At 47.1% G+C, this 13899-nt stretch carries 11 protein-coding genes, 1 tRNA gene and 1 pseudogene; 9 read left to right on the top strand and 4 right to left on the bottom strand.

Annotated features, from left to right (window positions below; all coding sequences use genetic code 11):
- The first annotated feature begins 218 nt into the window (after positions 1-218).
- The 3 genes from IQ257_RS16375 (at position 219) to IQ257_RS16365 (ending at position 2538) form a co-directional block, all read left to right on the top strand.
- Positions 219-419: an NblA/ycf18 family protein gene (locus IQ257_RS16375; protein ID WP_193876611.1), complete on the top strand. Its 201-nt coding sequence runs from the start codon at positions 219-221 to the stop codon at positions 417-419.
- Positions 420-724: 305 nt separating this feature from the next.
- The gene (locus tag IQ257_RS16370) at positions 725-1603 is read left to right on the top strand and encodes a universal stress protein (RefSeq protein WP_193876609.1); all 879 of its coding nucleotides are present in this window, start codon (positions 725-727) and stop codon (positions 1601-1603) included.
- 107 nt (positions 1604-1710) lie between these two features.
- On the top strand, positions 1711-2538 hold the full coding sequence (locus IQ257_RS16365) for an SH3 domain-containing protein (RefSeq protein WP_193876607.1): 828 nt from the start codon (positions 1711-1713) through the stop codon (positions 2536-2538).
- A 68-nt stretch (positions 2539-2606) separates the two neighbouring features.
- Here IQ257_RS16365 and IQ257_RS16360 read toward each other — a convergent pair whose 3' ends face one another.
- Positions 2607-3572 carry a GAF domain-containing protein gene (locus IQ257_RS16360; RefSeq protein WP_193876604.1) on the bottom strand — a complete coding sequence of 322 codons (966 nt, stop codon included), beginning with the start codon at positions 3570-3572 and terminating at the stop codon, positions 2607-2609.
- A 235-nt stretch (positions 3573-3807) separates the two neighbouring features.
- Here IQ257_RS16360 and pruA point away from each other — a divergent pair, with 235 nt between their 5' ends.
- Together pruA and IQ257_RS16350 are read left to right on the top strand one after the other, a co-directional pair.
- The gene (gene pruA / locus IQ257_RS16355; protein ID WP_193876602.1) at positions 3808-6825 is read left to right on the top strand and encodes an L-glutamate gamma-semialdehyde dehydrogenase; all 3018 of its coding nucleotides are present in this window, start codon (positions 3808-3810) and stop codon (positions 6823-6825) included.
- Positions 6826-7089: 264 nt separating this feature from the next.
- Positions 7090-7161, top strand: a tRNA-Gly gene (locus tag IQ257_RS16350).
- 356 nt (positions 7162-7517) lie between these two features.
- Here the strand turns inward: IQ257_RS16350 and IQ257_RS16345 are convergent.
- From IQ257_RS16345 to IQ257_RS16335, 3 genes and pseudogenes are all read right to left on the bottom strand, one after another.
- Entirely contained in the window at positions 7518-7850 is a 333-nt protein-coding gene (locus IQ257_RS16345; protein WP_193876600.1) for a NirD/YgiW/YdeI family stress tolerance protein, read from the bottom strand.
- Positions 7851-7926: 76 nt separating this feature from the next.
- Entirely contained in the window at positions 7927-9207 is a 1281-nt protein-coding gene (locus IQ257_RS16340) for a sensor histidine kinase (protein ID WP_193876598.1), read from the bottom strand.
- A gap of 8 nt (positions 9208-9215) precedes the next feature.
- A pseudogene (locus tag IQ257_RS16335) lies at positions 9216-9902 on the bottom strand (response regulator transcription factor).
- Between the two features lie 107 nt (positions 9903-10009).
- Between IQ257_RS16335 and IQ257_RS16330 the strand changes: the two are divergent.
- From IQ257_RS16330 to IQ257_RS16315, 4 genes are all read left to right on the top strand, one after another.
- Positions 10010-10405, top strand: coding sequence for a hypothetical protein (locus IQ257_RS16330; protein WP_193876596.1), 396 nt, complete (start codon positions 10010-10012; stop codon positions 10403-10405).
- Between the two features lie 523 nt (positions 10406-10928).
- Complete coding sequence (locus IQ257_RS16325; RefSeq protein WP_193876594.1) at positions 10929-11339, top strand: hypothetical protein; 411 nt, start codon at positions 10929-10931, stop codon at positions 11337-11339.
- A 3-nt stretch (positions 11340-11342) separates the two neighbouring features.
- Complete coding sequence (locus tag IQ257_RS16320; protein ID WP_193876591.1) at positions 11343-12611, top strand: glutamate-5-semialdehyde dehydrogenase; 1269 nt, start codon at positions 11343-11345, stop codon at positions 12609-12611.
- A 50-nt stretch (positions 12612-12661) separates the two neighbouring features.
- Positions 12662-13891, top strand: a complete 1230-nt coding sequence (locus IQ257_RS16315) for an aminotransferase class I/II-fold pyridoxal phosphate-dependent enzyme (RefSeq protein WP_193876589.1) — start codon at positions 12662-12664, stop codon at positions 13889-13891.
- The last annotated feature ends 8 nt before the right edge of the window (positions 13892-13899 follow it).

Below are 13899 nucleotides of genomic sequence, written 5' to 3'. Positions count from 1 at the left end.
ACTGATACAACAGCCTCAATCCTAAGTTAGGAAACTTTCAAGGAGGGTTTTCTATCTTTCGGTTTAACAGAACTACTCATTTGGGAGTATGGTCATTTTGTCAAATAGTTGTTACGATTCGTAATAACAGGAAAAGGTAGCTGATTCGTTCAGCGATGCCCAGTCCCCCGACAACGAGGACTTCTGTTACTCTAATCTACTCATCTAGGAGTAAAGTCATGTCTACACCGATTGAGCTTTCTATAGAGCAACAGTTCAGCATTCGCTCCTTTGAAACTCAGGTTCAGAAAATGAGCCGGGAGCAGGCGCAGGACTTCTTGGTCAAGCTCTACGAGCAAATGATCATGCGGGAAACGATGTACAAAGAGTTCCTGAAGCATGAATGGGGACTGGGTGCAAATCCTCAGTTTGAGGTCTAACTCAGTTGTCATAGCCCTAACTTGTAGTGGGCGACCTCCGTCTCTTGCTAGGTTCCAAGGAGGAAAAGAGCTGGGGATGCTGGGGCGTCAACTCTGGGAAAATGATATTAAGTAGTTGAGTAAGTTGGACTCAGAATATTTTGTGGAGTTTCAGGAATTTTTAGGTCAAGAGTCCAATCAACCGAAGTCAATGCCTTGATATTGAATCATTTGAAAGCTTTACCTGTAATTGAATAAAACCTGCGAAGGAAGTAATAAGGGGGATTGAAATGGTAGTGTTAGAGAAAAGCCATCCTCCCTAATCTATGTTTCAGCGTTGCCTAATCTGCACCGATTTTGCTGACGGTTTGTATCGATTTGTAGAATTTGTACCTAGTTTGGCGGCTAGCGGCATCAAGCAGATCGTTTTTTTGCATACCGTACCGTTGTGGACTGAGGGAGAAATTCCCCGAATTGACGAGGAAGGAATATTAAAAGCAAGCGATCGCTTGCGCTCCGGCTTGAAAAACATACCGGAGGGTATTGAGGTTCACGTCGAAGTTCCTTCAGGACGCCCCCTCGACACTATTCCAAAAGTCGCGCAGAACTACAAGAGTGAAGTTATCCTAACGGGAATGCAAAGCCGGAGCTTCTTGCAAGAAAAGCTCTTTGGAAGTACAACAGCCGGATTAGCGAGAGGGTGTGCCAGACCTCTGCTCATCCTGCGACCACAACTTGTTTCGACTTACACTTGTGAAGAACTCGATCTACGCAGCCGACACCTATTTCGATATTTGCTGATTCCCTACGACGGCAGTAAAGCGGCTGATTATCTGGTGCAAAAAGTTAAAGAGTATGCCCAAAAGCGACCAGATGACTCACTTCAACAGTGTATGCTCATGTGGGTCATCGAAGAAGGAGGACGCAGACCAGTCCTGAAGAAGCAACAGCTCCAAACCGCACAAGAAAAGCTAGAAGAGATCAAAGCTGAGTTGGAAGAGCTTGACTTGCAAGTTCATACAGAGGTACGGGAGGGCAATCCTTACATAGAGCTTTTGGATGCGGCTACAGTCTTTGACATTAGCGCGATCGCAATTTCCTCAAATCATATGGGAAGCATTCTTGAGTGGCCCGTAGGCAGCTTTGCTAGTGAGTTAATGCGTCGCAGTTGGCATCCAGTACTTTTCTTTCCACCACAAGGCTAGAGCTGGGGTGCTGGGGTGAAGAGTAACACTTCAGATGTTGAAGCGTAAGTGGAGCCTTTTTTTGGGAAAATAAATCCGTCTACTTTGGTGTGAGAGGAGTTATTTCCATGAAAACGATAAGGGGTTGGAGAATGCCCGTAGCCTTAACAGCATCTTTTTCCTTCGCTGTGGCAACGTTTCCCACTACTGCTACTGCTACTAATACCGCAGTAACTCAAAACTCGCAGCCTTCTGTTTCAGAACAAACCCTATCCCAAAACTCCGATGAATTGCAACGGGCACAAGCTTCAGACAATTGCCGCCGTGTTTCTACGAACGGTATAAATTTGAACGTCCGCGCCACGCCAAATGGACGAGTTGTTGGCTCATTGGCTGATAATACTCTAGTCACTATTGAAAATCGCGGTACTGGTGGCTGGGTTCCCATTGCATCTCCCCAAAAAGGGTATGTCTATGGGGCTTTTCTGGCTTTGTGTGAACAACCCGTACCTCCTACCAAAACCCCAACCCCAACGGATAACTGTCGTCAAGTGTCAGCCTTGGGGGGGCTTCGCGTTCGACAAAGGGCTTCATTGACTAGTCCTATTATCGGACTGTTAGCCGATGGGCAGCGCGTCACGATTGTCAATCGTGGTACAAATGGGTGGGTGCCGATTTCTTCGCCTCAAGAAGGTTATGTATCGGGGGATTATCTCAAATTATGCGATCGCTCCGCACAACCCACTCCACCGCCAACCTCTGCAAACTGCCGTCGAGTAAGTGCTATTGGCGGTTTGGCTGTTCGCGAAAGCCCATCCATTGATAGCGCAGTTCTGGGGTCTGTAGAGAATGGAGATTTGGTCACAATTGTCAATCGCGGCGCAAATGGTTGGGTGCCGATTTCCGAACCTCTGACAGGTTATATCCAGGCAGCTTCTCTCAAGTTGTGTCAGTAAAGCTAACCTATGCAGTGATGCTTACCCTAGCGATCTCTCACCCTTGGGGTTTCTCGTCTTGATTGGAGCTACCACTTGCTAAGGTTTTGTAGCAGTTGCTGTTCACGCTGTCTGAGTTCTGTAATCAGCTCTGTTTCTGTAAGGGCGACACCCCCTCGGGTAATTTCTTGGTTATCTTTCAGTTTCTGGGCAAGTTGATAACATAGCTGACATTTACCTAAAATTCCCAAAATTGAAGGGGCAAATTTAGCAAATACAACTTCGTCCTCTGGTGCAAACCCTTTTGTATTAATTCGTTTAAATAAGTCGTCTTTAGGATCGTAATTTAGATTTAACTTGTTAATAAACTGCACGACCGCAACAACCTCTTGTTGGTTGTTTAACAGGGGCCACGCCAAAATCGTATACGTGCGATACCCCGTTCTTTGATCGGTTTTCTTCGCTTGTTCGGAGCGGGGGTCATCATAGACATCGAAGGGAATGTTGACGACTTTTGAGGACATGGCAGCTAAACCGACAATTCCGCGATTCATCGGAATGTCGATCATCAGAGAGCCACCTTGCCCATCTTCAGCAATCAGCGAACCCGCTTCTTTTTTGCTTCGATCCAATAAGAAAATACTGGTGCGATCGGCTCGCAGCAAATCTCCTGCTCTTCGAGTCAGGCGACCTAACATTTCACAGAGCGTGCGCACCAAATCGTTTAATGCGTCATCAACAGTATTTAAGCTATTATCTGGACTTGAGTTTGCTTGAGTTGTGCAAGAATTTATTAATGCAGACAAGGAAGTAGATTGAGCGTCTCCTACCTCCAAGCCAGCGACTTCTTGCCAGTCGAGTCCCAATATTTGGCAGATTTGTAAGAAATTGTGGCGGTTAACGGGTTGACCTTTCAGGAAGAGATTATCAATTACAATAGGTAGAGAACGACCTAACTTTTCAGGTAAGTCTGGCTCTCGTTCGTTGCTTTTATACTTCCAAACCCGTTCAACCTCCTGGATATACCTAGGATGCACGCTCAATGTTTTTGACATAGTCGAGCAAGTTGAGATCTAACCTAATTGTACAAAATGACACTCTGACTGGCATCAGCCAATTGTCTTACAATCATTAAGCCATATAGCCTAGCGCATCTGCAACCGTGGGGGGGGAATAACCCTAAACGGTAAACGATAGGGGGAGGTGGGATGGGATAGTTAGGCAGACAAGAGCTTATAATTATAAGTCTGCAATCTATTGCCACTGCCCAGAATTAGGAGTCTATCAGCCGTGGTTGTACAAGTTTCCCAAAGCATCTACGAAGCCAAAACGACCGAAATTGCCAAACAACTTCTAGACGCCACCCAGGATAAAAAGCGTTCCTTCTTTGCCCAAATGCGCGACCAAATGCGCTGGGATGATAGGTTATTGGCTTGGGCAATGAGCAACCCCGGTTTACGGGTGCAGCTATTCCGCTTCATTGACACCCTCCCCGCCTTACGCAGCAAAACTGAAGTTGCTCGTCACTTACAGGAATACCTGGGAGATGAGTCAGTAGAACTCCCGGCTGCACTGAAAACGCTGCTGAACTTTGCCAACCCCGACTCAATGCCAGGACAGTTGGCGGCAACGACTGTATCCAGTGCCGTTGAAACCCTGGCTCATAAATACATAGCTGGGGAAACTATCAAGCAGGTTATTAAGACGATAGAGCGGCTGCGGAAAGATAAGATGGCTTTCACCATCGATTTGTTGGGAGAAGCCGTCATTACCGAAGCTGAGGCGCAATCTTATCTGGACAGTTATCTAGATTTGATGGGACAGCTTACCCAAGAAGCCAAGAATTGGTCAACGGTAGGACAAATTGATCAAGCAGATGGAGAATCAATTTCACAGGTTCAAGTATCTGTCAAGCTAACCGCATTTTATTCCCAGTTTGACCCCCTCGACCCCAAAGGTAGCAAAGAACAGGTTTGCGATCGCATTCGCACCCTCCTGCGCCGTGCCAAAGAACTAGGGGCAGCCGTTCATTTTGATATGGAGCAGTATGTCTACAAAGACATGACCCTCTCTATCCTCAAAGAACTGCTGATGGAAGAAGAATTTCGTTCCCGTACCGATGTCGGTATGACGCTGCAAGCCTATCTGCGCGACAGTCAGCAAGACTTACGAGATTTAATTACCTGGGCAAAACAGCGCGGCTATCCCCTCACCGTGCGACTGGTGAAAGGGGCATATTGGGATCAAGAAACCATTAAAGCCGTCCAAAACCATTGGCATCAACCCGTCTACAACGATAAAGCCGCAACCGATGCCAATTTCGAGCAAATGACCCAGCTTTTGCTCGAAAATCATGAGTGTCTGTATGCAGCAATAGGCTCTCATAATGTGCGATCGCAAGCCAAAGCCATTACCGTTGCCGAACACCTCAATATTCCCCGCCGCCACTTCGAGATGCAAGTCCTCTATGGCATGGGCGACCCCTTGGCAAAGGCATTAGTTCAGCGAGGACATAGGGTGCGCGTCTATGCCCCTTATGGGGAACTGCTGCCAGGAATGGCTTACCTAATTCGGCGTTTGTTAGAAAATACTGCAAATAGTTCTTTCCTACGGCAAAGTTTAGAAGATCGACCGATTGAGGAATTAATTGCCCCCCCAGTTGTGGCAGGGGAGCCCGGGAGCCCGGGAGCCGAGGAGCCGGGGAGCCCGGGAGCCCGGGAGCCGGAAATTCCCTATTCCTCATTTCCGAATGCGGCGGATACAGACTATGCCCAGGTAGAAGCTAGGCAGGAAGCAAAGAAAGCGTTTGAAACCGTTCGCCAACAGCTCGGTAAAACCTATTTACCTCTTATTAATGGGGACTATCAAAATACTCAGGAAACAGTAAATTCCGTTAATCCTTCTAATCCTAGTGAGATTATCGGTAAAATTGGTCTGATTTCTATCGAACAAGCTGACCAAGCGCTGCAAGCAGCAAAAGCGGCATTCCCTAGTTGGCGGCGGACTCCAGTCCGGGAACGGGCGGGTATCCTGCGCAAAGCGGCAGATTTGATGGAAGAACGCCGTGCCGAACTATCGGCTTGGATGTGCTTAGAAGTCGGGAAAGCGGTGCGGGAAGCGGATGCAGAAGTATCGGAAGCGATTGACTTCTGCCGCTACTATGCTTCGGAAATGGAACGGCTCGACCAAGGGTATAACTACGATATTGCTGGAGAAAATAACCGCTATATCTACAAACCGAGAGGTGTTGCTGTTGTTATTTCTCCCTGGAACTTTCCCTTGGCGATTGCTACAGGAATGGCAGTTGCAGCACTTGTGGCGGGGAATTGTACGTTGCTCAAACCTGCTGAAGTCTCTTCAGTCATTGCCGCGAAACTGGCAGAAATTTTAGTCGAGGCTGGGATACCGAAGGGCGTGTTTCAGTACGTTCCTGGCAAGGGTTCCCTGGTGGGGGCATACATGGTGAAGCATCCTGATGTTCACTTAATCGCTTTCACGGGTTCTCAGGAAGTGGGTTGCCGTATTTATGCTGATGCGGCGATATTACAACCTGGGCAAATGCACCTGAAGCGGGTGATTGCTGAGATGGGCGGGAAGAACGGGATGATTATCGATGAGAGTGCTGATTTAGATCAGGCAGTGGCGGGTGTGGTACAGTCAGCATTTGGGTACAGCGGTCAGAAGTGTTCGGCTTGTTCGCGAGTGATTGTGCTGGAGTCGGTTTACGATACCTTTGTGGGGCGTTTGGCGGCAGCTACGCGATCACTTAATATTGGTGCAGCAGAAGACCCCAGTACGAAGGTAGGTCCTGTTATTGATGCTACGGCACGCGATCGCATTCGGGATTATATCGAAAAAGGACGGCAAGAAGCAGACATTGCTGTGGAGATGCCAGCACCGGAGACAGGCTATTTCATTAGTCCTACTATCTTTACTAATGTGTCACCCGATGCCAAGATTGCCCAAGAGGAAATCTTTGGTCCAGTGGTTGCCGTAATTCGGGTGAAGGATTTTCAGGAGGCGCTGAAGGTTGCCAATAGTACCAAATACGCCCTTACTGGTGGGTTGTATTCCCGTACCCCTTCCCACATTGACGAAGCGACTACTGAGTTTGAAGTGGGTAACTTGTATATTAACCGCACGATTACAGGAGCGATCGTGGCACGGCAACCTTTTGGTGGGTTTAACCTTTCTGGTGTGGGTTCCAAGGCGGGAGGACCGGATTATTTGCTGCAATTTTTGGAACCCCGTGTGGTGACAGAGAATATTCAGCGTCAGGGATTTGCGCCCATTGAAGGAGTGGATTGAGCTTCGTTGAGAGTGTAGGGTGGGTTAGGCATCAGCCGTAACCCACCAAAAATATAGCAACCGCTCTCGTCGGTTAGGACATCCATGATTTAGTAGAGACGTTGCATTCAACGTCTCTACCAGGGTTTGTTTGTCCTAAGCGATGTGTCTACTGCTATAAATGGTGCGTTAGTAAGGCACCCTACAATTTGAACTCCCCCGAACAGCTAAAAAAAGTTGACAAATTGCGATTATTCTGACAAGCTGGAGAAAGGTAAAAAAAATGCGGGTATAGCTCAGTGGTAGAGCGTCACCTTGCCAAGGTGAATGTCGCGCGTTCGAATCGCGTTACCCGCTTAGAAAGCGGATTGATGGAATACAGTAAGAGCGGATTTATAAATATTTGGGTGGAAAAGCCTAAATATTTATAAACCCGCCCCTACAACAGATTTTCAGTACATTTGCCCTGGTGGAAGTACAAGGGTTTTGACGAATCTTACCAAATTAAGGAGTACAAAAGCAACTGTCAAGGCTGCTTAAAGTACTGATGGCTAAGAATTTCCGCTTTGTGCAGCAAGCCCTACATAATTGATAAATCAGCGTTAGACTCGTTAAACGGTATAGTTCATTCAACGGATAGCATCCGCAGAAAGCGGCAGTACTTCCGATTTAAGCCAATGTGCCGCTTCTGCTGCAATTCAACGATGCCAAAATTAGTCATCGTAAATGGGGATATTTTCACCGTTAGCGCGGGTGATACTCACAGCTTCAAACTCATCATCGTCGTAGTTTCCAGTCACTGTGACTTTCTCTCCTGAAGCAAGGTTCGCTTGCCGCAAAGGGCGAGATTCTGCTTCAACAATGATTTGTCCTGTGCCGTCGTCAAGGATAAATTCATCGTCAAAGATGCTGGTTACTTCACCCGAAATAGTGACGGTACGAGTATTGAACAACTCGCCAATTTTAGTTTGTGCCTCTACGGAAATTGGGATTGCCAACGCAGCGATGGCAGTTAGCGTTAAACCGATTTTAGTGCCTGATTTCATTTCCTGATATCCTCTAATCTGGGTTTCTCAAGTTGTGCTTTATTTCAGATTGACGGATAAAAGTAACATGAAGGTATCAAGCCAAGGGCAGCTTGATTTGAAACGTTGAACCCTGCCCTGGGTTGCTGGTGGCTGTCATCTGTCCTCCATGTGCCTGGGCAATTTGCTTGGCGATCGCTAATCCTAGCCCAAAGCCCCCAGTTTCGCGCGATCGCACGTTATCAACTCGATAAAATCGCTCAAAGATATGGGGTAAATCTGTTTCTGGAATTCCAATCCCGCTATCTTTCACTTGGATAATCATCCAATGGGACTGAGGAAAGGCTTGCAATTGAACGCTACCTCCAGATGGCGTGTAGCGGCAGGCATTACTCAGGAGGTTACTCACTGCTTGAACTATCAAATCAGGATTCATTTTCAGGAGTACAGGCTGTTCTGGTAATTCACAGGTGAAGGTTAAATTTTTTGTCTGCGCCTGGTGGGTATATTTTTCTGCCAACTTTTGGAGTAAGCTAACCAAATCAATAAGTTGTAGGGCTTCCGGCGCTATCTGCCCTTCACCTCTAGCCAAAAATAACAACTGACTCACTAGTGTTCCCATCGATTCAGCAATCTCAACCACATTTTCTAGGCGAATGTGCTGTTCGTGATGATCAATGGGTTCGAGTAATCCAAACTGAGCATTATTGAGAATTGCCGCTATTGGTGCTCGCAGTTCGTGAGAAGCATCTGCTGTAAAACGCTTTAATCGCTCGTAGGATTCACGAATTGGCTGCATGGCAATTCCCCCCAGAAACCAACCCGCCAGACTAATCGCACCCAAGGCAGTAGGTACACCTATCATGGAAAACAGCCTCAATGACCATAAGGTTGTCTCAATAGGTTCGAGAGACGTAGCAACCTGAAGGTAGCCGATTAATTGCCCCTCTTGGAAAACAGGAAGCGTTAATTGACGTAGTTGTAAATCGGCAGAAAGATTGAGTGAAGGGTACTCCCTAGCTTGAATGGTTTCAAATCCCGATGCATTCTCTAATTGTTCTGGCGGAATGGGACCAATAAACTGAAGCAATTGTCGTTCAGGAGTATACCAACGGGCAAAGACCAGCTTACTTTCAACAGGCAACGCTTCACCACCCAGGACTGGGACATCTTCTAGAGTAATATGCCGTCGATTTTGGTAGATTTCATCTTCTACCGCTGCAGCCATGATTCGGCTTGTTTGGTAAAGTTCCTGGTCAAACGCCGACATTTGGTCTTTTGCTTCTAAAAAGTAGAGTATTCCGGTAAAGATGACCAGAATACTGCCCATTGAGAGCGTAAACCAGCGAGCCAAGTTACGACGAGAGCGACTAAACATTCTGGAGATTAAGACTCACTAGAAGCTGAAGCAATCAATTGGTATCCCACACCATACACCGTTTGCAACCAATCTCCTGCGTCAAGCACCTGTAGACGCTGCCGCAGTCTATGTACCAGCATAGCCATGGCTTTACTGTCCGGCTCGCGGTTCCATTCCCAGAGTGCGTGTTCGATTTGGTCACGGGTCAACACTTGTCGAGGATGGCGTAGAAAATATTCCAGTAACTGAAATTCTCGATTAGACAATTGCACTTTAACATCCTGTCGCTCTACCGTCATGGTGTTGAGATGGAGTTGGAGATCGGCAAGATTGAGGGTATCACCTTGCCAGATAGGTGAGCGCCGTCCCAATGCCCGCACTCTTGCCAGCAATTCCAGTAAACTAACGGGTTTAACCAGATAGTCATCTGCACCAACATCTAACCCAGCTACTCTATCTAAAATTGCATCTTTAGCGGTGAGGAACAGCACGGGAGCTGTTTTTCCGGCTTGTCGATACTATTGACAGAGAGTTAGACCGCTTACTTTGGGCAGCATCCAGTCTAAAATTAACAAATCGTAGTCTCTTTCCGTTATCAACCACTGGGCTGTTTCCCCCTCTTCAACGCCATCAACGATATGTCCTGATTTGGAGAGTCCAGCGCATAACGGTTCTAACTGTTTGACATCATCTTCTACGATTAAAATTCTCATGCTTAAACTGAATTTAAATTATATTTTTAATAAAAAATATAATAATTTATCATCATTAAAAGATAGTTTTAGCTGATAAAAATTACCCTAAATCATCTTAACTTATTATGAAGAAACCCCACTGGCTTCAAAATTTATCTCGATTAGGACTAGAATTTTGGTTGCCCTTACCCTTGATTGGATTGTTTTTTTTGTTGGGTACAGGTTGGATAAACCATCATGTTTTAAGTTATACCTATAAAACAACAGCTCAACTGCAAGCTGATTATAAACAGCAAATTGAGTTTTCTGCTTCGTTGACTATTCGATCCATTGAGGCAGAAATTGATCGTCGAGGCGAATTGACTGAAGTAACCGTTAGGACGGCTGACTCGGCACTGCAAGAAATGGAATTTGAATTCCCAGTAACTGAGTTTACCGAAGTGGATGCCGCGATCGCTAAGGAGTTAGGACTAACCCCTGAAAGCGTCAGACCCCTGATTCGCTATCGCATTGACGATTAGCTCCTGCTGATAGCCAATCAGCACAGAGACCGATTGACCCCCCTTTCTGAGTCAGTGTGATACAGTTTCCCCCTTGATAAGGGAGGTTAGGGAGGTCAGAATGTACTTCATTAAGTTAAGTTGCAAATCGCTCTACCATGCTGCCGTCTCCGTAGACGCATGACCCGCCAACTTCTGCACCGTCACGATATCAGCCCCAGCTTCCACCAAAAAAAGGAAGTCAACGCAGATTGGGTATCAGAGGATTATCAACAAATGTTAGATCGAGATTGGTGAAGCGAAAGGAAAGCGCTAATATTAGTTAGGAAGGTGGGCGTACCTTATCTAACGCCCAAAGACTGGCTGGGATGCGGCGCATGCTGTTCTCATTTACCCTCAAACCATCAAGCGTGATTGGCAAATCTTACGACCTGCATATAAGGCTGAATAGACTTACATCCCGACGCAGGCTACGTCGCTACCTGCAAAAGGGAGGCAATTCTACCGCAAGTTCATCAACATATCTAAATTTTGAATAGCGCTTGTGCCATCTCAGAAAGCTCAGAAGATTGACTTAACAGCGGAGCATCCCTGCCCTTGTCGGCGGCGGGGACAGTTAGTACCAATTACGCTGACGGAAGCCTTTGGCTGCAATCGCTGTCAGCAAATCTTTGTAGTTGAAGACAACGGACACGTGATTGAGCAACTTTCCACGACTTATCCCTACAAAAAAGCTTGGCGCTGGACAGGGTATCGCTGGGTTCCAGCCCATACCAGACTTGGAGAGAGCTATTTGCCTGTGGCGCTCTTGATTGTACTGGTGCTGTTGATTGTCTGGCTGCCGCTAGCGCTGCGCTCTTCTGCCGGTCCGAGTATCATTCTTTGGGCATTGCTGGCAGTAACATTAGCAGTTCTGCCAGCCTTGATGGTTTGGCTCGCGTATCGACGTTCGTAAACAATGGACATAGAAGCCCATAGCCTTGCGTCTCACTCCACTAATGTCCTTGTCCGTGCTTATCGGGCTTCTCTGACATTAGCCACTACAAAAGGCTCAGACCGTTCTCGCGGCGTTCAAGCCATGGCTCAGGCGCTGCAAGATTCCTTTAATGATATTTTGGAAGCCAATACTCTCGATCTGGAAGCCAGTCGGGAAATGGCAGTACCAGAACTGGTTTTGGATTGGCTCAAGCTTACCCCAGAGCGACTCCAGGTGGCGATTGGGGTTTTGCAGCGACTCGGGGAATTATCTGATCCGATTCGACGGGTGATGAATGCTTCCTATCAACTTGAACATTCTCAAACCTACTCGCAACTTATGCCTCTAGGGGTGATTGCCTTAATTTACGAGGCATTTCCAGAGTTAGCAGCGATCGCAGCGGGTTTTTGTATCAAAACCGGCAATGCCCTAATTCTCAGAGGTGGTAGCGAAGCCAGTCAATCCAACCAAGTGATTGCTCGAGCCTTGCAGGATGCCCTTGATGAAGTCGGATTGCCTTCTGGATGCCTGGAACTCTTTCCGTCAGAACAGGGCGCTTCGATTCGAGATTTAGTCACTAAAGACCAATATCTGAATCTAGTCATTCCCTACGGACGCCCGACACTGGTGCAGCAAGTCATGCAGCACTCGACAGTACCGATTTTGAAATCGGCAATGGGTAACTGCTACCTGTACTGGTCAGCATCAGGTAATTTGGATATGGTCAAGTGGGTGATTATAGACAGCCACGCCAGCGAACCCGACCCTGTTAATGCAATTGAGAAGGTTCTGATTCACCGCTCTTTAAAACCGTCTTCCTTATTGATTTTGTGCAAGAGTCTCAAAGAAAAGGGTTTTGTGTTAAAAGCTGATGCCGAGTTAGTGGCGAAGTTTCCCGAACAGCTAACCCTGGCAGCCGAATCTGAGTGGAGTCAGCCTTATCTCGATAGAGTGGTGGCATTCAAATTAGTCGATAGTATTGAAGATGCGATCGCTCGGATCAATCACTACAGTAGTGGTCATGCCGACTGTTTGGTTACAGAGTCCTATCAGGAAAGTCGCCAATTTGCCTTGGGGGTCGATAGTGCCTCCGTTTATATTAATTCCTCCCCCCGATTTTCCCGCAATCCTAAACGGGGAGATTCGGTGTTTTTGGGGATGTCGAATCAAAAAGGATATCGCCGGGGAATGATTAATCTTGAATCCCTCACAACTCTCAAACAAGTGGTTCAGGGAAATGTGCAATTTTAGTCATTAGTCATTAGTTTTTTGCAAAAGACGGAAAACGACGTAAATATTTAATGAATAGTTACCCACACCTGCAAGCCGCAGAGAAGGCATTAGTACCGATTTTTTCTGGTATTGACGCCACAGTTAAGCACAACCTCAAAAAAGTGCTAAATGCCTTCCGCTATCATCGTGTCGGTACCCATCATTTTGCTGGGGTTAGCGGTTACGGTCATGATGATTTGGGACGCCAAACCCTTGATAAAGTATTAGCTGATGTCATGGGTGCAGAAGCGGCGGCGGTGCGAGTGCAGTTTGTTTCGGGAACTCATGCGATCGCTTGTTGTCTGTTTGGGGTATTGCGTCCCGGTGACGAAATGCTAGCGGTGGCGGGTGCGCCTTACGATACTTTAGAAGAAGTAATTGGCTTGCGGGGTAGAGGTCAAGGCTCGCTGATGGAGTTTGGTATTGATTACCGTCAGTTAGAGCTTACAGCAGAGGGAGAAATCGATTGGCAAGGGTTGGGGAAAGCGATTAGCGATCGTACTCGTGTAGTCTTAATTCAGCGTTCCTGCGGTTACTCTTGGCGTTCGAGTTTCTCAATTGCTGATATTGAAAAAATTGTCCGGCTGGTTAAAGAGCAAAATCCCAATACTATTTGTTTTGTCGATAACTGTTACGGTGAGTTTATCGAAGACAAAGAACCCCCAGCCGTTGGTGCAGACTTGATTGCCGGTTCTTTAATTAAAAACCTGGGTGGCACAATTGTTACCGCTGGCGGTTATGTGGCTGGAACGGCTGAGTGGGTGGAAGCCGCAACCTGTCGCCTGACTGCACCGGGAATTGGTAGTTCGGGTGGCGCGACGTTCGATCAGAATCGGTTATTGTTCCAAGGGTTATTTCTCGCACCGCAAATGGTGGGAGAGGCGATGAAGGGTAATCATTTAACGGCTTATGTTTTTGAGCAGTTAGGCTACCCCGTCAATCCTCTACCAATGGCACCCCGTCGGGATGTGATTCAGGCAATTCAGTTGGGTTCGCCAGAAAAATTAATTGCATTTTGTCGGGCGATTCAGCAGCATTCTCCCATTGGTTCCTATCTCGATCCTGTACCTGCGGCAATGCCAGGGTATGAGAGTGAGTTAGTGATGGCTGGGGGGACGTTCATTGATGGCAGTACATCGGAGTTTTCGGCAGATGGACCTTTGCGAGAGCCTTATATTGTATTTTGTCAGGGTGGAACGCATTGGACGCATATAGCGATCGCCTTAGAAGCCGCGATTGTAGCTGTGGGAGAATCTTAGGATGGGGG

Source organism: Coleofasciculus sp. LEGE 07092 (genome assembly GCF_015207375.1).
GTDB lineage: Bacteria > Cyanobacteriota > Cyanobacteriia > Cyanobacteriales > Coleofasciculaceae > LEGE-07092.
The sequence above is the reverse complement of the archived record's forward strand: the minus strand, read 5'-3'. Positions and strand labels throughout refer to the sequence as shown.

What these genes read in the sequence shown, in the direction of transcription:
- IQ257_RS16370 (WP_193876609.1), top strand. Translation starts at nt 725, where the DNA reads ATGTTTCAGCGTTGCCTAATCTGCACCGATTTTGCTGACGGTTTGTAT.
- IQ257_RS16340 (WP_193876598.1), bottom strand. Translation starts at nt 9,207, where the DNA reads ATGTTTAGTCGCTCTCGTCGTAACTTGGCTCGCTGGTTTACGCTCTCA.
- IQ257_RS16345 (WP_193876600.1), bottom strand. Translation starts at nt 7,850, where the DNA reads ATGAAATCAGGCACTAAAATCGGTTTAACGCTAACTGCCATCGCTGCG.
- IQ257_RS16330 (WP_193876596.1), top strand. Translation starts at nt 10,010, where the DNA reads ATGAAGAAACCCCACTGGCTTCAAAATTTATCTCGATTAGGACTAGAA.
- IQ257_RS16315 (WP_193876589.1), top strand. Translation starts at nt 12,662, where the DNA reads ATGAATAGTTACCCACACCTGCAAGCCGCAGAGAAGGCATTAGTACCG.
- IQ257_RS16320 (WP_193876591.1), top strand. Translation starts at nt 11,343, where the DNA reads ATGGACATAGAAGCCCATAGCCTTGCGTCTCACTCCACTAATGTCCTT.
- IQ257_RS16360 (WP_193876604.1), bottom strand. Translation starts at nt 3,572, where the DNA reads ATGTCAAAAACATTGAGCGTGCATCCTAGGTATATCCAGGAGGTTGAA.
- IQ257_RS16375 (WP_193876611.1), top strand. Translation starts at nt 219, where the DNA reads ATGTCTACACCGATTGAGCTTTCTATAGAGCAACAGTTCAGCATTCGC.
- IQ257_RS16365 (WP_193876607.1), top strand. Translation starts at nt 1,711, where the DNA reads ATGAAAACGATAAGGGGTTGGAGAATGCCCGTAGCCTTAACAGCATCT.